Source organism: Ruegeria sp. SCP10 (assembly GCF_040329495.1).
Classification (GTDB): Bacteria; Pseudomonadota; Alphaproteobacteria; order Rhodobacterales; family Rhodobacteraceae; genus Ruegeria.
The window spans coordinates 60,459-77,844 of sequence record NZ_JBDZYF010000013.1; the positions used below are offsets into that span (position 1 = coordinate 60,459).

Below are 17,386 nucleotides of genomic sequence, written 5' to 3' on the forward strand. Positions count from 1 at the left end.
TATCCGCATGAGTAGATAGGCCGCAAAGGAGATTTACCATGAAGACTGGCGCAAAGTTTTGGGATGGCATTGCCGCGAAATACGCGCGTAGCCCAATCCGTGACATGGAGTCGTATGAATACACTCTGGGACGGACCCGGTCCTATCTGACCCAACAGCACAACGTTCTTGAGCTTGGCTGCGGAACAGGCTCAACCGCGCTGCTGCTTGCATCGTCAGTCGCGCATATCACGGCCAGCGATTTTTCTGACGCGATGCTGGATATTGGCCGGGATAAGGCGAAAAAAGAAGGGGTCGACAACATCTTATTCACGCCCATAGACATCACCGCGCCAGATGGTGAACAGTCCTTTGATGTCATTCTTGGCTTCAACGTGTTTCATCTTGTGCCGGATATTGAAAAGGCCTTTGCGGACATCTATGCGCGTTTGCCCTCGGGCGGATTGTTCATATCCAAAACGCCTTGTCTTACCGAGGGAAGTTTGGGTTTCAAATTCGGACTGATGAAACTCATGCTGCCTGTGATGCAGCTGTTTGGCAAAGCGCCTTATGTGAACCTGTTCGACGTAAAAACGCTTGAAGCTGCGATCGCAGATGCCGGCTTCGAAATCATCGAAAGCGGGAACTATCCGGCAAAGCCCCCGTCTCGGTATTTGGTGGCGCAAAAGAAATAGCAATCTTGGGCGGTTTCTTCGGCTTACGCATTGGGCTTTGGGTGATTGCCGCTTAAGTAGGGTCCAAACTGTTTTGGAGGAAACCATGGGCCTGAACGTCTATCTATCTGGGGAAATTCACACCGATTGGCGCGAACAAATCATCGATGGTGCACAGGGACTGGATGTTTCTTTCAACAGCCCGGTCACCGATCATGCTGCCAGTGACGATTGCGGCGTAGCCATACTGGGCGCTGAGCCTAACAAGTATTGGCATGACCATAAGGGTGCGATGGTCAACGCGATCCGCACACGCAAGGGTATCGCGGACGCCGATGTGGTCGTTGTGCGATTTGGCGACAAATACAAACAATGGAATGCAGCGTTTGACGCCGGATACGCAGCAGCCTTGGGTAAATCACTGATCGTGTTGCATGGCCCTGATCATCAGCACGCGCTAAAAGAGGTCGACGCCGCCGCACTCGCCGTGGCTGAGGAACCCGCTCAGGTGGTCGAAGTTCTGCGCTATGTGCTGACCGGTAAGCTGCCGGGCTAAGAATATGGGCTTGCGACCGGTTCTGGCCGCAAGCCCGATATCGGCAACGGGGCGAGGGGGGCCTTAGTCTCGCGCGGGTGTCACCAAGCCTTTTTGAACCGCAGGCCGTTCAAGGAAACGATCCAGATAGGCCACGACATTGGCGTGTTCGTCCCAACCGACTAAATCCTTTGCTTCATAGAAGTCCAATCCGCGCAGCCAGGGGGCAATGGCCATGTCAGCGATCGAGTAGTCTCCGGCAACCCAATCCTGACCTTCAAGCTGCGTGTTCAGCACGTTCAGCAGGCGCTTGGCCTCGGCCACATAGCGTTCACGGGGGCGGGGGTCTTCGATCTCGCGGCCTGCGAATTTGTGGAAAAATCCAAGCTGGCCAAGCATCGGCCCAATACCACCCATCTGAAACATCAGCCATTGCGTAATATGGTGTTTGTCGGATGCATTTTGACCGATGAACTTGCCGGTCTTTTCGGCCAGATACAGCAAAATCGCGCCGCTTTCGAACAGGCCGATAGGTTCACCATCCGGACCGTTGGGATCAATGATTGCCGGGATCTTGTTGTTGGGGTTCAGTGACAGAAACTCGGGGCTTTTGACGTCGGCATCGGCCAGTGTGACCTTATGCGCCTCATAAGGCAGACCGGTTTCTTCCAGCATGATCGATGCTTTGACCCCGTTTGGGGTTGGGAAGGAATAGAGCTGAATGACCGACGGATCTTTGGCGGGCCATTTTTGGGTCACGGCGAAGGGGGCTAAAGCGGACATGGGCTCTCCTGAATGATCTGATTGGGGAAAAATAGGCATGCTTTCCCATAAAAAAATATGTTTTAGGGTGCAATTAGCGCACAATTAATCTGCGCCTATGCGCGAACAGAGGCGAAAAACGCTAACAACAGGAAAGAGGGAACACATGATCCAGGAATTCAAAACATTCATTGCCAAGGGCAATGTCATGGACATGGCTGTGGGTATCATTATCGGTGCTGCATTCACCGCAATCGTGACATCGCTGGTCGGGGACCTGATCAATCCATTGATTGGTCTGTTCACAGGCGGGATTGATTTCACCAATAACTACGCCGTGCTGGCAGGCGATGTTGCCGAAGGGGCGAGCCTGGAAGCTGCGCGTGAAACCGGCGCCTCGGTGTTTGCCTATGGTGCGTTCATCATGGCGGTCATCAACTTCCTGATCATCGCATGGGTTGTATTCATGCTGGTGAAGTCTGTGAACCGCGTTAAGGATGCCGCCGCCAAAGAAGAGGAAGCAGCCGAAGAAGCCCCCGCTGGCCCAAGCGAGCTGGATATCCTCATGGAAATCCGGGACGCTTTGAAGAAGTAAATCCGGAAGTTGGCAAGAAAACGGGGCTCCGCATCGTTACCGGTGCCCCTTCTAATTTGATCGAGAAGGAAATCTGACATGGATCAGACAGTCGATATGGCAAACCAAGCTGTGGATTTAGCGAGTGGCTATATGCCGATCCTGCTAAGTGCGGGTAAGGCGTTGATTGTTCTGATCATCGGTTGGATCGTGGCCGGGATGGTATCGGGCGTTGTGCGGCGTCGTATCAACAAAACGCCTCAGATCGATCCCACGCTTGGGAATTTTGCTGCCAGCCTTGTCAAATGGGCGATCTTGGCGATCGTCCTTGTGGCCGTTCTGGGGATCTTCGGGATCGAGGCCACAAGTATCGTTGCCATTCTGGGTGCTGCCTCTCTGGCGATTGGTCTTGCGCTGCAAGGGACGCTCAGCGATCTGGCAGCGGGCGTGATGCTAGTAGTATTCCGACCCTACAAGCTGGGTCAGTATGTGGATATCGGGGGAACGGCGGGAACAGTCAAAGACCTGAACCTGTTCACCACTGAGCTGGTAACGCCAGACAACGTCCAGATCATTGTCCCGAACGGGCAGGCTTGGGGATCGGTGATCACCAACTATTCCGCACATGAAACGCGGCGTGTCGATCTGGTGTTCGGCATCGATTATGGTGACAGCGCGGATGAAGCCATGAAGATCATTTTGGATGCCGCCAACGCGGATGCGCGCATCCACAAGGATCCAGAGCCTTGGGTGAGGGTCACAAATCTTGGCGACAGTTCGGTCGATCTAACTGCGCGCCTGTGGTGTGCTGCGGCGGACTACTGGGATGTGAAATTCGAGCTGACCAAGACCATCAAGGAAGCCTTCGACGCCAAGGGTGTCTCGATCCCTTATCCGCATTCGGTGGAAATTCAGAAACAGGGCTAAGGGCTCCCGCCCGTCGAACGGGCATTCAAAATGCCCTCCTCCGGTTGGGCCCGGCGCCGCACTGTCGTGCTGCGCTGTTTCGTTTTGCGACGGTCGATTTATAGAGTACCCGCGCCGCGCCAAGGGCGCGGTGCTACGCCCAACGCTGTAAAGCGCCTTTTTCAGAAGGCGCTTTCAGGGGCGGGAGGGTTACGCCTTGATCACCACGTTGGGCGAGACGACGTCGATGCCAAGCGCCTTGCCAACTGCATAGTACGTCAGCTGTCCGGCATGGACGTTCAGACCGGCCAGCAGATGCGGATCATCCTGACAGGCCTGTTTCCAGCCTTTATCTGCCAATGACAACATGAACGGCATCGTCGCGTTGCCCAGCGCAATGGTCGAGGTGCGTGCCACAGCGCCCGGCATGTTGGCCACGCAGTAATGCATCACCCCATCGACCTCATAGATCGGGTCCGCATGGGTGGTCGCGCGAGAGGTTTCGAAGCAGCCGCCCTGATCGATGGCCACATCCACCAGTACCGCACCGGGTTTCATTGTCGACAGCTGCGCGCGCGAGACCAGTTTGGGCGCTGCTGCGCCGGGGATCAGAACCGCACCGATGACCATATCGGCTTCACGGATCAGTTCGGCGGTTGCGCCGGCGGTCGAGTACTGGTTCTTGAATTGGCCTCCGAACACGTCGTCCAAATAGCGCAGGCGAGGCAGGGACCGGTCCAGGACGGTTACATCTGCGCCCATGCCAGCGGCGATCTTTGCCGCATGGGTGCCAACCACACCGCCGCCGATCACGACGACCTTGGCCGGGCCAACCCCAGGCACGCCACCCATCAGCACACCGCGCCCGCCATTGGCCTTTTGCAAGGTCCATGACCCGACCTGAGGGGCCAGACGCCCGGCCACCTCGGACATCGGGGCCAGCAGCGGCAGGCCGCCATTGGTATCGGTTACGGTTTCGTAGGCAATGGCCGTACAGCCCGATTCCAGCAGGTCATGGGTCTGATCCGGGTCGGGGGCCAGATGCAGGTAGGTGAACAGCAACTGACCTTCGCGCAGCATCTTGCGCTCGCCGGCTTGGGGTTCCTTGACCTTCACGATCATGTCGGCTGTGGCGAACACCTCTTCCGCCGTGTCCAGAATGCGCGCGCCTGCGGCGACATAGGCGTCGTTGTCAAACCCCGCACCGATTCCTGCGCCGGTTTCGATGAGCACTTCATGCCCTCGCGACACCGCTTCCTGAGCTGCGTTTGGCGTCATGCCAACGCGGAATTCCTGGGGTTTGATTTCCTTTGGGCACCCGATTTTCATGTGACCCTCCTCCGTTCATAAACTGCCTAAATTATGTGCATTACGTGGCGCAATTTCTGTGAAACAATACCTGCCATTGGGCTTTCTTTTGAAAGAATCCAGCGAGAATACTAAAATCAACGCAATGGATGTGCGCGAATGAGCTTAGATACGACTGATCGTAAGATTCTGTCCGCCCTGCAAAAGAATGGTCGGGTTTCGAATGCGGACCTGTCCGAAAAGGTGAACCTTTCACCCTCGGCCTGCCATCGCCGGGTCCAACGGCTGGAGCTGGAGGGCTATATTAGAAACTACGTGGCCTTGCTGGACGCAAGGAAGATGAATGTTCCCACAACCGTGTTTGTTGAGATCACCTTGCAAGGTCAAGCCGAAGAGGGTCTGGATGCATTCGAAAAGGCGGTGGCCCGCATTCCGGATGTGTTGGAATGCCACCTGATGGCGGGAACGGCAGATTACCTTCTGAAAGTCGTTGCCGAAAACACCGAAGATTTCGCCCGCATTCACCGCCAATATCTGTCGCGCCTGCCGGGCGTGGCGCAGATGCAAAGCTCGTTTGCCTTGCGGACGGTGTTCAAGACCACGGCCTTGCCGGTCTGATCAGGCCGACACGGGATAGGTGAAATAGGCGAGGTGGACAAAGTTAAAGGCAAAGTGCATCGCAATCGGTACCCAAAGCCGCCCGGTCGCGGCATAGGCCAACCCCAGACCCAAGCCCAGCACCGTGGCAAAGATCATCAGGGCTGGACCACCGCCGAAATGCGCCAAACCGAACAACAGGCTGGCTGCGACAACGCCACCAATAGGGCCAAGTTTCGAACTGAACAGAGATTGCAGGTAGCCGCGAAAAAATGCCTCTTCCGTGAAACAGGTTAGAAACAGGTTTGAAACTGCAAAGACCAGCCACCACGGGGGCAGTTTAACCTCTGGCCGCAGCGCCCCGATTGAAACAGCGGCAAGAAAGATCAGCGGCAGTAGGGCAAGCCCGACGACGAGCCACGTGGCATTGGTTTTCTGACGCGCAAACAGCATGCTGGGCCAAACCAAGAGGACCGCAAAGAATACCATTGGTTTGTCGAGGTTCAGATACATTGTAAACGTGGCGCTCTTTTCACCGGCATAGACCTGATCCAAGATAAGCAGATTGTTGAACCCAGGAACCAGATGCGCGCCCAGGGCGAAACACCACAGGATCAGAAGTGTATGTCCGGCAACTGCCATCGCGCCGCTCAGGCGTGGCAGGGTCGCGGCCCCTAGCAACCCGATCGCAATCACTGCAATCGCCCATGGCGTGATCAGATTGGCAACCGATCCAAAGCTGATGAACAGCGCCAACAGCGCCAATGCCACGCCCATCCGTCCGCTCAGCGCGGTAATCTGGGCCGCGATCAGGATCAGCCAGGGCCAGATCATCGGAAGAAGGGTCAGGACATGCGCCACGGTGGCCTCGACAGTTCGACTGGCTTAGTCATGGCGCGCAGCTTTCCCCGGTGCAAGCCTTTCCAGTTGCGGCAATTCTTACGGTTGTATCCCCTGCGCGAGCGGTCCAGAATTGCACGTAATGTCTTTACATGGCGGCGGCCACCTCATCGGCGCCTGCAATAAGATCAACTTATCCGATGACATCAGGCGGTTACACAGGCGCACTACTGTCCGCACCCGGTGAATGAAGAAGGAACAGACTTTGGCGTATGAAAACAACGACTCTCCCAAAGACTGGCTAGAGGCCGAGTTGGAAGACACGCTGGACGAAGATTTTGAGATCGAGTTCAGCGAACCCATGCTGTCAATGGAAGTGCGCAAGATCTACAAGGATCAGCATCCCGATATGTTGGATCGCAAGGTCTATTTCCGCAACCTGCTGCGCCTGCAAGCCGAGCTGATCAAGGTTCAGGATTGGGTGCAGCATACCGGGGCCAAAGTGTGCATCCTGTTCGAAGGTCGCGACAGTGCGGGCAAGGGTGGGGTGATCAAGCGGATCACCCAGCGTCTGAATCCTAGGGTCGCGCGCGTGGTGGCGCTGCCTGCGCCCAGCCGACGGGAACAAAGCCAGTGGTATTTCCAGCGCTACGTCCCGCATTTGCCTGCGGCGGGCGAGATCGTGTTCTTTGATCGGTCCTGGTACAACCGCGCCGGGGTTGAACGCGTCATGGGCTTTGCGACCGAGGATCAGGTCGAACAGTTCTTTCAGGACGTTCCCGAATTTGAACGGATGTTGGTTCGGTCCGGGATCATCTTGCTGAAATACTGGTTCTCGATCACCGATGAAGAACAACAGCTGCGATTCCTCATGCGGATTCATGATCCGATGAAACAGTGGAAACTGTCTCCGATGGATCTGGAATCCCGCATTCGTTGGGAATCCTACACCAAGGCGAAAGAGGATATGTTATTCCGCACGAACATCTCTGAGGCGCCGTGGTACATTGTCGAGGGCAATGACAAAAAGCGCGAACGCCTGAACTGTATCGAGCACCTGTTGACCAAGATCCCCTATACGGACGTGCCGCAGGAGCGGGTCGATCTACCTGATCGTAGGTACAACCCTGACTACGAACGTCGCATTCTGCCCGACGAATTGTACGTCCCGAAAATCTACTAGGCGAAACGGGTCTCTGACCCAAGAAAAGCAGGGCGCGATGTCTCGCGCCCTGCCCAAGTGCCAGCCGTTAAGCGACGTCCATCATGCATTCGCCACCCATTGGAGTGAAGATCAGCATGTCATCATCGTCGGTGAAGCCCGCGACGGGTTCTTCTGTCGGCGGCGTTGCGTCATCGCCCGCTTCCGGGATCAGGATCAGACCGTCATCCATTGGTACGTCACCACCGGGTTGCGCGGCGGGTAGTTCGATATCGATCCAGTCGAAATCATCGACTAGTGCCAGCACTTCGTTCAGGAATTCTTCCAGCGCCGCAACGAAGGCTTCGATATCGAAACCGTTCTCAGCCGTTGGTTCAGGCGTTTCTGGCTCTTCAGGGACCTCTGGTTCTTCCGGAGTCTCTGGTTCCACAGGTTCTTCGGGCTCCTCTGGCGTTTCGGGTTCCACGGGAGTCTCTGGTTCCTCCGGCGTTTCCGGCTCCGCAGGCGTTTCCGGTTCTTCTGGCGTTTCAGGCTCTTCGGGTGTTTCCGGTTCTTCCGGAGTTTCAGGTTCAGTTGGTGTCTCTGGTTCTTCTGGAACTTCCGGCGTCTGAGGTTCCTCGGGTGTCTGAGGCTCTTCCGGTGTTTCGGGCTCTTCGGGCACCTCTGGTTCTTCGGGCATCGGCGTAGGGGTTGGGGTCGTGCCTGTATCCAGGTCCACCGTACCCGCTGTTGCGCCAAAGTTTTGCGTGACCATCACGGCGTCAAAACCCTGCATATCGCCCGTTTCGATCCCAATCCCGATATATTCGAAGTTCGGATTCAGGATATTGGCACGGTGGCCCGGGCTGTTCATCAGGTTCTGATGCAGCTGTGCGACATCGTCGCTGATCCCCGGCGCGCCGCGTTCAGATTGCCAGGCGATGTTCTCACCTGTGCGCCAGCTGCCCGACAGATCGAACCCCGCGGCCTGCATCCTTTGGGTCGCGCTGGACCCGCCCGCGCCTGTATGGCTGAAGATATCGCGGTCCAGCATCCAGGTGCTGTGATCCTCGGATGACTCGTTCAGATTGGTTTCCAGCTGCAGCGGGTTCAGCCCGCGGGATGTTCGCTCTTCATTGATAAGCGCGAGCATTTCTCGCTCGATTGTGCTTGCAGTCGACATAGTAGCCTCCGTTTTTGATTTGGTGTCTGAGTAGACGAGAGGCTGATACAAAGACCTTTCCTGCGGCGGATAGGTGGGCTGATCTGGCAGGTGAATTTGGGCATCGCCATGCTACCGATGCGGTATTCGCTGCGCTGCAAAATGCCGGGCAAAATCCTGCCGGGGCTGAAATGGCAGCTTGTCGCACAGCATCACGCACGAGTCGGCAAGATCAAACCGGTCTTAGAAACGACAAACCCCCGGGCGGGGCCTCGGGGGTCGTCAAATAGTGTCATCCAAAGCTGGACGAGACGGGTCGCTGCTTAGAGCATACCTTCGCGCTGGGCTTTCTTGCGTGCCAGTTTACGGGCACGGCGGATCGCTTCAGCTTTCTCGCGCGCTTTTTTCTCGGACGGTTTCTCGAAATGTTGCTTCAGCTTCATTTCACGGAACACGCCTTCGCGCTGCAGCTTTTTCTTCAGGGCACGAAGCGCCTGATCGACGTTATTGTCGCGAACACTAACCTGCATGTGGTTGTCACCACCTTTCTAGATAGAGTTGCAAGGAAATTGCAGGAGTTGGCCGTATAGCAAAGCCGTTCTATCTTGTCTAGTACTGGCCCCGAACACCGGAGAACCGCCATGACAGTGACCTATGAAGACGCAAAACAGCAGATGCTGGACGCGATGCTTGCCCATGTTCCATTTGACGGATGGTCCGAAACCTGCTTTCGCGCCGCCATTTCAGAGTGCGATCTGGATGACGGTCTAGCCCGGGCGATTTGCCCGCGCGGCGCGGTTGATCTGGCGCTGGCCTATCATGCGCGTGGGGACCAGATGATGCTGGATCGGATCAAGTCTGAAGACCTGAGCGCGCTCAAGTTCCGCGAAAAGATCGCCGCCGCCGTTCGGTTCCGGCTTGAAGCGGTTGAAGACAAGGAACTGGTCCGCCGGGGCATGACTTTGTTTGCCCTGCCAATGCATGCAGGTGACGGGGCCAAGGCGGTTTGGGGCACCTGCGATCTGATCTGGGATGCGCTGGGTGACACGTCGGATGATGTGAACTGGTACACCAAGCGGGCGACGCTGTCGGGGGTCTATTCCTCGACCCTGCTGTTCTGGCTGGGAGACGATTCGCCTGATCACCAGAAGACGTGGGAGTTTCTGGACAGGCGCATTGGCGACGTGATGCAGTTTGAAAAGCTGAAGGCGCAGGTCAACAGCAACCCGTTGTTCAAACCGTTTCTGGCCGTGCCGAACTGGCTGGCTGGTCAGGTCAAAGCACCGATGAAGATGCGAGCAGATTTGCCGGGTCTGCTGAATCCGCGCAAGTAGTCAAAGCTTGGACTTTGCCCAGATGACAGCTAGGCATTGGGCAAAGGAGATTTGCCCATGAACCAGATGATGCGCGCTGTCGAAATCACTCAGCCCGGTGGTCCCGATGTTCTTAAGCTGATCGAACGCCCGATCCCGACAGCCGAGGCCGGGCAGGTTGTTCTCAAGGTCGCCTATGCCGGGGTGAATCGCCCGGACGCTTTGCAACGTGCCGGGGCCTATGATCCCCCGCCGGGAGCCAGCGATCTGCCGGGGCTGGAAGCATCGGGCGAGGTAGTTGCCGTGGGCGCCGGGGTCGAGGGTTTGGCGCTGGGCGATAAGGTCTGCGCCTTGTTGCCCGGTGGCGGTTACGCCGAATACGTCGCCTCACCCGCTGCGCATTGCCTGCCAGTGCCGGACGGGATGGACATGAAGCAAGCGGCTTGCCTGCCAGAGACGTTCTTTACCGTCTGGTCCAACGTGTTCACGCGAGGCGGTCTGAAACCAGGCGAGCGCTTCCTTGTTCATGGTGGGTCCAGCGGCATCGGAACCACTGCGATCCAGCTTGCCAATGCCTTTGGTGCGCGGGTCTTTGCAACTGCTGGCTCGGATGAGAAATGCGCCGCCTGCGTGAAATTGGGGGCAGAGAAGGCCATCAACTACCGCGACGAAGATTTCGTGGGTGTTATGCGTGCTGAAGGCGGTGCGAACCTGATCCTCGATATGGTGGGCGGCGACTACATCCCGCGCAACGTGAAGGCATTGGCCGAGGATGGACGTCTGGTTCAGATCGCGTTTCTGCAGGGTCCTGTGGCTGAGTTGAATTTTGCTCTGATGATGGTCAAGCGTCTGACGCTGACCGGCAGTACCTTGCGCCCGCAAAGTGATCTGGCCAAGGCCCGGATTGCACTGGACCTGCGTGAGGCCGTCTGGCCTTTGCTGGCCGCCGGTAAGGTTGCCCCGGTTATGGACAGCGAATTCCCCCTGGCCGATGCTGCGGCAGCGCATACCCATATGGAAAGCTCGACTCATATTGGCAAGATCGTTTTGAGCGTTGCAGGCTAGTGGCGATGCGCGGGGGTTGATCCGCGCGCAAACTCGCCACAGCACAAGCTCCTGATTGCCCTGTCACGCAAGCATGCTAGCTTGGGATCAGGCAAGAGGAGGTTCAGAATGCAGAATACTGCGCGCACAGTCGTTATCCACGAATTCGGCGGCCCCGAGGTCTTGCAGATCGAAGATCGGCCCTTGGGTGATCCCGGTCCGGGTGAGGTTCTTATCCGCCATCATGCCTGCGGCCTGAACTTCATCGATGTTTATCAGCGCACCGGCCTTTATCCGCTGGAGTTGCCACATGCGCTTGGGATGGAAGCATCGGGTGTGATCGAAGCGGTTGGCGACGGGGTCACCCATCTGACACCGGGTCAGCGCGCAGCCTATGCTGCCGCACCGTCGGGCGCCTATTGCGAAGCGCGGGTGATGCCGGCGGCTCAGGTCTGTCCGTTGCCAGACGGCATTTCATTCGAAGCGGCGGCGGCGATGATGCTGAAGGGCATGACCGTTGAATATCTGTTCCACCGCACCACGCCTTTGCGTCGCGGGGATACAGTGTTGTTCCACGCTGCGGCCGGGGGTGTGGGCCTGATCGCCTGCCAATGGGCGAAATCCGAAGGCATCACTCTGATCGGCACCGCTGGCACGGATGAGAAATGCGCGCTGGCCCAGTTCAACGGCGCATCGCATTGCATCAACTACCGCGCCGAGAACTTCGTCGAACGCGTGGCCGAGATCACCAATGGGAAAGGCGTTGACGTGGTGATGGACTCGGTCGGCGCCGACACGTTCGAAGGGTCGCTGGACTGTCTGAAACCGCTCGGGATGATGATCTCATTCGGCAATGCTTCGGGGCCGGTTCCGCCTGTGAATATCGGGATCTTGGGGCAGAAAGGATCGCTCAAGATCACCCGCCCGACCTTGTTTACGCATATCGGCGATCATACGATCTGTCAGGCGATGGCGCGGCGGTTGTTTGGTAAGGTCGAAGGCGGCGAGGTCAAGATTCACATCGACCAGCGCTTCCCACTAGATCAGATCGCCGACGCGCACCGTGCGCTTGAGGCGCGTCAAACCACGGGCAGCACAATCTTGGATGTCTGAACAACAAAACCCGGCGACACGCGCCGGGTTTTGATCAATCTGGCGGGTTACAAAGCGTATTCCGTTCAGAGTGGGATTTGAGCGCGGCAGGAACATCTCTGTTCCCACCGCAAAAGTTGCCGAATACGGGTTATTGCTGCAGTTCGGCCGGAGCTTTGTCCGCAATGTTCTCCCAGTTTGCGCTGGCCTGTTCGATGAAGCCCGGAATGTCGCCTTCCCAGCGTTCCTGGATGTCCTGCGACAGGTTCAGGTACAGTGTGTTGTCTACGATTTTCCAGTGGTTCGGGTCACCATCAAACTTGAAGCCCATGGCTGCACCGAAAGCGCAGTAGCCGCCGTAAGCAGGCAGATACGCTTCGGGGTTCGCTTCAAACGCGGCTTTGTTTTCCTCGGATGAGAAGCGGTACATTGCGTCATCATGCAGCGTGGTGATCCGGTAGTCGCCCTTGGTGGCTTCACCTTCGGTAAAATACGCAACCGGGTCATAGCCCTGCATCGCGAGCCCGGTCGAGCTGGCATTGATTTCTACGCCAGCTGCAAGGGTTGAAGTTGCCAGAGCAACAGACAGCGCAACGCCACCGATCAGAGATTTAAACGTGTTCATAGCTTCACCTTTCGTGAAAGAGGATGCGCGCGGTCGCCGTAATTGCGATTTGCGATCCCGGATTTTGTCCTGTGCGACCGGTAATTGGCCGTCACAGAAACTCAGGTGGGAAGCCGGATGTTCACGTTCAAAGCAATCAATTGTGATTGTGCAGAGGCGCAGAGATGCTGTTCAGAAATGTGGCTGGGTCAGCCTTCGGGTGTCAGCGCAAGAACAAAGGCGACGACCTTTTGGGTAGGCATTTCGCAAGGTCGTAGCAACGCACCGCTGTTGCGGGTTTGGTAAAGGTTCAGGCTGATATAGTCCCCGCCACCGAGTTCATACGCCACAAGCTTATGGGACTTGTTTTCTGCCATGGCCTGACGTGAGACGACATAGCGCCGATCATCGGCGCGGCCAGTGAATGTGCCCAAGGGCAATGCGAAAAAAGCGCGGGTAAACGCGTCGGTCGCAGTCACGGTTTTCCGATTTTGGGCTCAGTCCCCGCCTTGATGCGGGCTACATTGGCGTTGTGGCGCCAATAGACCAGCAAGGTAAGCGCAATACCCAAAACGAAGGTGGACCCATCCGTCAATACCACGATCCAGGTGGTCGACAACGCAGCCGCCGCCAGTGAGCCGATCGAGGATATCCGCCAGATCGCCGCCGCAACCAACCACGTTAGACAGCAGGCAACACCGACCCGCCAATCCAGCGCCAGCCAAAGGCCCAGGAAGGTGGCCACGCCCTTACCACCCTTGAAGCTTAGCCAAACGGGATAGCAATGGCCCAGAAACGCCATGAGCGCGGCAATCTGGGCTGCGTCCTCACCGGCAAAGGCGCGCGCCAGCAGAACCGCAACAGCGCCTTTTGCGGCGTCAAACAGCAGGGTCAGGGCGGCGGCGGCCTTGTTGCCGGTTCGAAGCACATTGGTGGCCCCGATGTTGCCCGACCCGATCTGGCGCAGATTGCCCAGCCCCATAATCTTGGCCAGGATCAGGCCAAAGGGAATTGACCCCAACAGGTAGCCCATGGCCGCCCACAGCAGCAATTCGGGTTGTGTACTGTCAATCAGGGGCATCAAATTCTCCGGTAGACTTCTTTGCCGGCCACATAGGTCGCAATGACCTTACCTTGCATCCGCTGCCCGTCAAATGGCGTGTTTTGCGATTTGGATCGGAGTGTAAACCGGTCCAGCACAAACGGAATATCAGGATCAAACAAAACTAGGTCGGCTGGCGCATCTTTGGACAAACGACCACTGTTCAAACCCAGACGTTTGGCCGGGTTCAGGGTCATGGCACGGAACAGGGTCGGAAGGTCCAGCTGACCCGAATGATACAGACGCAGTGCAGCAGGCAATAGCGTTTCTAGCGCGACCGCGCCTGAAGCAGCCTCTTCAAACGGCAATCGTTTGCTTTCCTCGTCCTGCGGGGTGTGCATTGAGCTGATCGTGTCGATCAGGCCCGATCGTACCGCCTCAATCACCGCCTGCCGGTCGTCTTCCGACCGCAGCGGCGGTTTGACCTTGAAGAAAGTGCGATAGTCGGCCACGTCCAGCTCGTTCAGCGTCAGATGGTGGATCGAAGTTCCGGCGGTGATGTCCAGCCCGTTGCGCTTAGCGCGCTCCAGCGCGGGCAGGGCGCGAGCTGTTGTGATCTGATCAGCGTGATAGGCTGCGCCGGTCATCTCTAGCAGGGCGATGTCACGGTCCAGTCCCATCCGTTCTGCCCGGGCTGAAACTGCGGGCAGGCCGCGCAACGCTGCGAACTTGCCGCTGGTCGCAGCAGCCCCGGCGCTGAGCCCCGGTTCCTGCGGATGCGCAATCACCAACGCCCCGCACGACCGTGCATAGGTCAACGCGCGAGAGAACACCTTGGTGTTTGTCACCACATGATCGCAATCCGTAAAGGCCACCGCACCGGCATCCATCAGAAACCCGATCTCGGTCATCTCGCGCCCTTCGCGTCCCTTCGTCAGGGCAGCCATTGGAAGTACGTTCACAGGCGTATCAGCCTGGGCGCGGCGTGTAGCAAATTCCAGCGTTTCCGGCGTGTCGATGGCAGGTGTGGTGTCAGGGCGCGTAACCATCGTGGTCACCCCACCCGCCGCTGCCGCGAGACCTGCGGATTTATAGCTTTCCTTGTGCCGCTCGCCCGGCTCACAAACTTTAACGCCGATATCGACAATGCCGGGGGCCAGGTATTTGCCATTGCAGTCCACGACCTGCCCGTCCACTGCGGGGGCATCGCCGTTGCCGTTCGCCACGATCCGCCCGTCCGCGACATGCAGCCATCCAGTCGCATCCGTCCCGTTCTCGGGGTCGATCAGGCGCGCGTTGGTAAACAGTAAGTTTGTCATGCTGAGGCCTCTCGGGCTTTGTTCAACGCCGCCAAAGCGGCATTGGGGTCAGACAGGTGGTCGAATCTGAAAAACGGATGGCGACTGAACACCACAGCTGAGGGTACAGTGCGAAAGTTCAGGAACTGGTTGATTTCCAAAGTCTTGGACTTCAGGTCCTTGTTGATTTGCCAGGCATTCTGGGAGGTCACGACATAAACGCGTTGCAATCGAACGTAGCGATCCGCCCACATCACGAAGGCCAATAGGATCGTGCAACTGATCAGCTTCCAAGACTCTCTCACCGAGTCCACTATCCACGGACTGACCAGCCAGGCCAAAACTAAACAGAAAATTAGAATTCTGTAGGACCATCCCAGATGGGGCGGGAAATACCCGCCATGCGGTTGTCCGAGCCACAGAACTTCTTCGCTCTCAGGTATTTCCTCGCGCCACCATTCTGCGTTCATGCAATTGCCCTTTCGATAGCGGCTTTGGTGGCGGCTGGGTCCGCTTGGTATTTGATCAGATGCTTGTCGCCGCTTTTGGTCACAAGCTGGACGAAGCTGCCCATGGTGTTCACGGCCTCAATCTGTGTCAGCGCAACCTTGCGCGGGCCGGGGCCTGTCAGCAGCGTATCGGTCATCTCCCATTTGGCGGTCAGCTCTTCCGAAGCCAGATACCATGCGCGCAGGCCGATGGCAGCAAGTCCAGCAGGCGCACCGGTCCAGACATAGGGGTTCCCGATCAACCAGAGCACAGCCATCGCCCCGGCCATTGCAACGGCGGCCAGCCAGGCGTTGGTGCGAATATACGCACCCTTGTCGGGGGTGAAGATCACAGGATCAGCCACAGGGCACCTCCGATCACCAGCAACAAGAACACGGCTAGCGCGGCCGAGCCTATTCGGCGCGGCCTGTTGTCTTGCGCCGGTGTCTGCGGTGCCGAAAACGGCTTGGCGCTTTCGGTTTCGATCCTGTCGCCACTCCAGTTTGTGGCCTCTTCCGTGAACAGACCAATCAGCTGCACGCGGGAATCGGGGGCAAGCACCGCAGGCTGTCCTTTGAACGCAGCGCTGCGCAGAGCCATGATCCAGCCTTCGACCGCGCCCAGCGCCGCACGATCCAATTGGTCTTCGGACACGCCGCCCCCTTCGTTCAGATAGCCCCAAAGGCCCAGGTCTTCGAGGTCGGACACAGGAAAGATGTCGATCTGTTCAGGGTCCAAATCCGCAACCCCCAAAACCTGATCCGCAGCACCCGGTTCACGCAGGAACTTGGCCTCTTCCGGGCGCATGTACAGTGCAAACAGGCGGATGACGCCGCGTTCGTGGGGAAGGACGGTTAGGTCACTCATGCGGCCTCGCGCAGGTTGCGGGCCAGCAGTTCCATAGCGGCCATGCGGACGGCGACGCCCATCTCGACCTGTTCCTGAATGACCGATCGGTTGATGTCATCCGCCAGCGTACCGTCGATCTCGACCCCTCGGTTCATTGGACCCGGGTGCATGACGATGGCGTCAGGTTTGGCTTGCGCAAGCTTGACCGCGTCAAGGCCATAGCGGTGATAGTACTCGCGCTCCGACGGGATGAACCCGCCATCCATCCGCTCTTTCTGAAGGCGCAGCATCATGACGACATCAACATCCCGCAGGCCTTCGGTCATATCGTCATAAATCTCGGCCCCGAACTCGGCGAATTGCGCAGGCACCAGCGTGGGTGGCCCGATCAGACGGATCCGGTTCTCCATCTTGCCCAGCAGGATCAAGTTCGAACGTGCCACGCGGGAATGGGCCACATCGCCGCAAATGGCGATGTTCAGGCGGTGCAAGCGACCCTTGGCGCGGCGGATGGTCAACGCATCCAGCAGCGCCTGTGTCGGATGTTCATGCCGCCCGTCGCCTGCATTCAGCACAGCGCAATTCACCTTTTGCGCCAGCAGATCGACTGCGCCAGATTGTGGATGCCGCACCACCAGCAGGTCGGGATGCATCGCATTTAATGTCATCGCTGTATCAATCAGGGTTTCGCCCTTTTTGATCGAACTGGCCTGCATCGCCATATTCATCACATCTGCACCCAGACGCTTACCCGCGATCTCAAAGCTCGCTTGCGTGCGGGTCGAGTTTTCAAAGAACATATTGATCTGGGTCAGCCCGGACAGCACATCCGAGTGCTTGGTCGACTGGCGGTTCAGATCGACATAGGTCTCAGCAAGGTCGAGAATGGCGGTGATATCAGATTGCGACAGATGCTCGATGCCAAGAAGGTGACGATGGGCGAAACGCATGGGCGGGCTCCTGTCTGACAATCGGACCGCTTATAGAAAGCTGCGCCGGGCAAGGCAACCTAAGGTTCTGTGCTGTCGGGCAGTTTCTGGCATCCACCTTCGGGCAGGCATTGTTCACCCGGTTTGCACCATTTGCCGTACCCGCAATCGATGGCTTTGACAGGGACACAGCCTTGATTTCTGGAGCATTTGAAACCTTGGCGACATTGCGACCCAGTTTTTTCGCA

At 57.6% G+C, this 17,386-nt stretch carries 22 protein-coding genes; 9 read left to right on the forward strand and 13 right to left on the reverse strand.

Annotated features, from left to right (window positions below; all coding sequences use genetic code 11):
• Positions 1-38: 38 nt before the first annotated feature.
• Positions 39-674: a class I SAM-dependent methyltransferase gene (locus ABLN87_RS19655; RefSeq protein ID WP_353013521.1), complete on the forward strand. Its 636-nt coding sequence runs from the start codon at positions 39-41 to the stop codon at positions 672-674.
• Positions 675-759: 85 nt separating this feature from the next.
• Positions 760-1,209 (forward strand): YtoQ family protein, encoded by a 450-nt coding sequence (locus tag ABLN87_RS19660; RefSeq protein ID WP_353013522.1) that lies wholly within the window; start codon positions 760-762, stop codon positions 1,207-1,209.
• Positions 1,210-1,272: 63 nt separating this feature from the next.
• On the opposite strand, the gene ABLN87_RS19665 is transcribed toward ABLN87_RS19660, so the two are convergent.
• Entirely contained in the window at positions 1,273-1,971 is a 699-nt protein-coding gene (locus ABLN87_RS19665; protein ID WP_353013524.1) for a glutathione S-transferase family protein, read from the reverse strand.
• A 145-nt stretch (positions 1,972-2,116) separates the two neighbouring features.
• On the opposite strand from ABLN87_RS19665, the gene mscL reads away from it, so the two are divergent.
• Positions 2,117-2,545, forward strand: coding sequence for a large conductance mechanosensitive channel protein MscL (gene mscL, locus ABLN87_RS19670; protein WP_170535682.1), 429 nt, complete (start codon positions 2,117-2,119; stop codon positions 2,543-2,545).
• 96 nt (positions 2,546-2,641) lie between these two features.
• The gene (locus ABLN87_RS19675) at positions 2,642-3,451 is read left to right on the forward strand and encodes a mechanosensitive ion channel family protein (RefSeq protein ID WP_417750410.1); all 810 of its coding nucleotides are present in this window, start codon (positions 2,642-2,644) and stop codon (positions 3,449-3,451) included.
• 189 nt (positions 3,452-3,640) lie between these two features.
• Here ABLN87_RS19675 and ald read toward each other — a convergent pair whose 3' ends face one another.
• Positions 3,641-4,759: an alanine dehydrogenase gene (gene ald, locus ABLN87_RS19680; protein ID WP_353013528.1), complete on the reverse strand. Its 1,119-nt coding sequence runs from the start codon at positions 4,757-4,759 to the stop codon at positions 3,641-3,643.
• A gap of 138 nt (positions 4,760-4,897) precedes the next feature.
• On the opposite strand from ald, the gene ABLN87_RS19685 reads away from it, so the two are divergent.
• On the forward strand, positions 4,898-5,356 hold the full coding sequence (locus tag ABLN87_RS19685; protein WP_353013529.1) for an Lrp/AsnC family transcriptional regulator: 459 nt from the start codon (positions 4,898-4,900) through the stop codon (positions 5,354-5,356).
• Here ABLN87_RS19685 and ABLN87_RS19690 read toward each other — a convergent pair whose 3' ends face one another.
• Positions 5,357-6,196 (reverse strand): CPBP family glutamic-type intramembrane protease, encoded by an 840-nt coding sequence (locus ABLN87_RS19690; protein ID WP_353013531.1) that lies wholly within the window; start codon positions 6,194-6,196, stop codon positions 5,357-5,359. It abuts the gene before it with no gap.
• Between the two features lie 226 nt (positions 6,197-6,422).
• Between ABLN87_RS19690 and ppk2 the strand changes: the two genes are divergently transcribed.
• Positions 6,423-7,358: a polyphosphate kinase 2 gene (gene ppk2 / locus ABLN87_RS19695; protein ID WP_353013533.1), complete on the forward strand. Its 936-nt coding sequence runs from the start codon at positions 6,423-6,425 to the stop codon at positions 7,356-7,358.
• Positions 7,359-7,425: 67 nt separating this feature from the next.
• Here ppk2 and ABLN87_RS19700 read toward each other — a convergent pair whose 3' ends face one another.
• Both ABLN87_RS19700 and rpsU read right to left on the reverse strand, forming a co-directional pair.
• Positions 7,426-8,499, reverse strand: coding sequence for a CAP domain-containing protein (locus tag ABLN87_RS19700; protein WP_353013535.1), 1,074 nt, complete (start codon positions 8,497-8,499; stop codon positions 7,426-7,428).
• A 302-nt stretch (positions 8,500-8,801) separates the two neighbouring features.
• Positions 8,802-9,008, reverse strand: coding sequence for a 30S ribosomal protein S21 (rpsU, locus tag ABLN87_RS19705; protein WP_008207378.1), 207 nt, complete (start codon positions 9,006-9,008; stop codon positions 8,802-8,804).
• A gap of 111 nt (positions 9,009-9,119) precedes the next feature.
• On the opposite strand from rpsU, the gene ABLN87_RS19710 reads away from it, so the two are divergent.
• The 3 genes from ABLN87_RS19710 (at position 9,120) to ABLN87_RS19720 (ending at position 11,948) form a co-directional block, all read left to right on the forward strand.
• Entirely contained in the window at positions 9,120-9,812 is a 693-nt protein-coding gene (locus ABLN87_RS19710; protein ID WP_353013538.1) for a COQ9 family protein, read from the forward strand.
• Positions 9,813-9,869: 57 nt separating this feature from the next.
• Entirely contained in the window at positions 9,870-10,856 is a 987-nt protein-coding gene (locus ABLN87_RS19715; RefSeq protein ID WP_353013540.1) for an NAD(P)H-quinone oxidoreductase, read from the forward strand.
• Positions 10,857-10,964: 108 nt separating this feature from the next.
• Positions 10,965-11,948 (forward strand): quinone oxidoreductase family protein, encoded by a 984-nt coding sequence (locus ABLN87_RS19720; protein WP_353013542.1) that lies wholly within the window; start codon positions 10,965-10,967, stop codon positions 11,946-11,948.
• A 130-nt stretch (positions 11,949-12,078) separates the two neighbouring features.
• On the opposite strand, the gene ABLN87_RS19725 is transcribed toward ABLN87_RS19720, so the two are convergent.
• From ABLN87_RS19725 to ABLN87_RS19760, 8 genes are all read right to left on the reverse strand, one after another.
• Positions 12,079-12,552, reverse strand: coding sequence for a YHS domain-containing (seleno)protein (locus ABLN87_RS19725; RefSeq protein WP_353013544.1), 474 nt, complete (start codon positions 12,550-12,552; stop codon positions 12,079-12,081).
• A gap of 188 nt (positions 12,553-12,740) precedes the next feature.
• Positions 12,741-13,010 carry a hypothetical protein gene (locus ABLN87_RS19730; RefSeq protein WP_353013546.1) on the reverse strand — a complete coding sequence of 90 codons (270 nt, stop codon included), beginning with the start codon at positions 13,008-13,010 and terminating at the stop codon, positions 12,741-12,743.
• Positions 13,007-13,612 carry a glycerol-3-phosphate 1-O-acyltransferase PlsY gene (gene plsY, locus ABLN87_RS19735; RefSeq protein ID WP_353013548.1) on the reverse strand — a complete coding sequence of 202 codons (606 nt, stop codon included), beginning with the start codon at positions 13,610-13,612 and terminating at the stop codon, positions 13,007-13,009. Before plsY ends, ABLN87_RS19730 begins: the two co-directional genes overlap by 4 nt.
• Positions 13,612-14,892 carry a dihydroorotase gene (pyrC, locus tag ABLN87_RS19740; RefSeq protein ID WP_353013550.1) on the reverse strand — a complete coding sequence of 427 codons (1,281 nt, stop codon included), beginning with the start codon at positions 14,890-14,892 and terminating at the stop codon, positions 13,612-13,614. Before pyrC ends, plsY begins: the two co-directional genes overlap by 1 nt.
• Positions 14,889-15,341 carry a hypothetical protein gene (locus ABLN87_RS19745; RefSeq protein ID WP_353013552.1) on the reverse strand — a complete coding sequence of 151 codons (453 nt, stop codon included), beginning with the start codon at positions 15,339-15,341 and terminating at the stop codon, positions 14,889-14,891. Before ABLN87_RS19745 ends, pyrC begins: the two co-directional genes overlap by 4 nt.
• A complete protein-coding gene (locus ABLN87_RS19750) occupies positions 15,338-15,724 on the reverse strand; it encodes a hypothetical protein (protein ID WP_353013554.1) in 387 nt (128 codons plus the stop codon). Before ABLN87_RS19750 ends, ABLN87_RS19745 begins: the two co-directional genes overlap by 4 nt.
• Complete coding sequence (locus ABLN87_RS19755) at positions 15,709-16,227, reverse strand: hypothetical protein (RefSeq protein ID WP_353013556.1); 519 nt, start codon at positions 16,225-16,227, stop codon at positions 15,709-15,711. The genes ABLN87_RS19750 and ABLN87_RS19755 overlap by 16 nt, the downstream gene beginning before the upstream one ends.
• On the reverse strand, positions 16,224-17,159 hold the full coding sequence (locus ABLN87_RS19760; protein ID WP_353013558.1) for an aspartate carbamoyltransferase catalytic subunit: 936 nt from the start codon (positions 17,157-17,159) through the stop codon (positions 16,224-16,226). Before ABLN87_RS19760 ends, ABLN87_RS19755 begins: the two co-directional genes overlap by 4 nt.
• Positions 17,160-17,386 lie beyond the last annotated feature (227 nt).

Bases quoted from the DNA above. Each gene is read 5' to 3' on its own strand.
- ABLN87_RS19745 (WP_353013552.1), bottom strand. From the start codon at position 15,341: ATGAACGCAGAATGGTGGCGCGAGGAAATACCTGAGAGCGAAGAAGTT.
- ABLN87_RS19675 (WP_417750410.1), top strand. From the start codon at position 2,642: ATGGCAAACCAAGCTGTGGATTTAGCGAGTGGCTATATGCCGATCCTG.
- ABLN87_RS19720 (WP_353013542.1), top strand. From the start codon at position 10,965: ATGCAGAATACTGCGCGCACAGTCGTTATCCACGAATTCGGCGGCCCC.
- ppk2 (WP_353013533.1), top strand. From the start codon at position 6,423: ATGAAGAAGGAACAGACTTTGGCGTATGAAAACAACGACTCTCCCAAA.
- ABLN87_RS19685 (WP_353013529.1), top strand. From the start codon at position 4,898: ATGAGCTTAGATACGACTGATCGTAAGATTCTGTCCGCCCTGCAAAAG.
- ABLN87_RS19755 (WP_353013556.1), bottom strand. From the start codon at position 16,227: ATGAGTGACCTAACCGTCCTTCCCCACGAACGCGGCGTCATCCGCCTG.
- pyrC (WP_353013550.1), bottom strand. From the start codon at position 14,892: ATGACAAACTTACTGTTTACCAACGCGCGCCTGATCGACCCCGAGAAC.
- ABLN87_RS19700 (WP_353013535.1), bottom strand. From the start codon at position 8,499: ATGTCGACTGCAAGCACAATCGAGCGAGAAATGCTCGCGCTTATCAAT.
- ABLN87_RS19660 (WP_353013522.1), top strand. From the start codon at position 760: ATGGGCCTGAACGTCTATCTATCTGGGGAAATTCACACCGATTGGCGC.
- plsY (WP_353013548.1), bottom strand. From the start codon at position 13,612: ATGCCCCTGATTGACAGTACACAACCCGAATTGCTGCTGTGGGCGGCC.
- rpsU (WP_008207378.1), bottom strand. From the start codon at position 9,008: ATGCAGGTTAGTGTTCGCGACAATAACGTCGATCAGGCGCTTCGTGCC.
- ABLN87_RS19665 (WP_353013524.1), bottom strand. From the start codon at position 1,971: ATGTCCGCTTTAGCCCCCTTCGCCGTGACCCAAAAATGGCCCGCCAAA.
- ABLN87_RS19710 (WP_353013538.1), top strand. From the start codon at position 9,120: ATGACAGTGACCTATGAAGACGCAAAACAGCAGATGCTGGACGCGATG.
- ABLN87_RS19725 (WP_353013544.1), bottom strand. From the start codon at position 12,552: ATGAACACGTTTAAATCTCTGATCGGTGGCGTTGCGCTGTCTGTTGCT.
- ald (WP_353013528.1), bottom strand. From the start codon at position 4,759: ATGAAAATCGGGTGCCCAAAGGAAATCAAACCCCAGGAATTCCGCGTT.
- ABLN87_RS19760 (WP_353013558.1), bottom strand. From the start codon at position 17,159: ATGCGTTTCGCCCATCGTCACCTTCTTGGCATCGAGCATCTGTCGCAA.
- ABLN87_RS19715 (WP_353013540.1), top strand. From the start codon at position 9,870: ATGAACCAGATGATGCGCGCTGTCGAAATCACTCAGCCCGGTGGTCCC.
- mscL (WP_170535682.1), top strand. From the start codon at position 2,117: ATGATCCAGGAATTCAAAACATTCATTGCCAAGGGCAATGTCATGGAC.
- ABLN87_RS19655 (WP_353013521.1), top strand. From the start codon at position 39: ATGAAGACTGGCGCAAAGTTTTGGGATGGCATTGCCGCGAAATACGCG.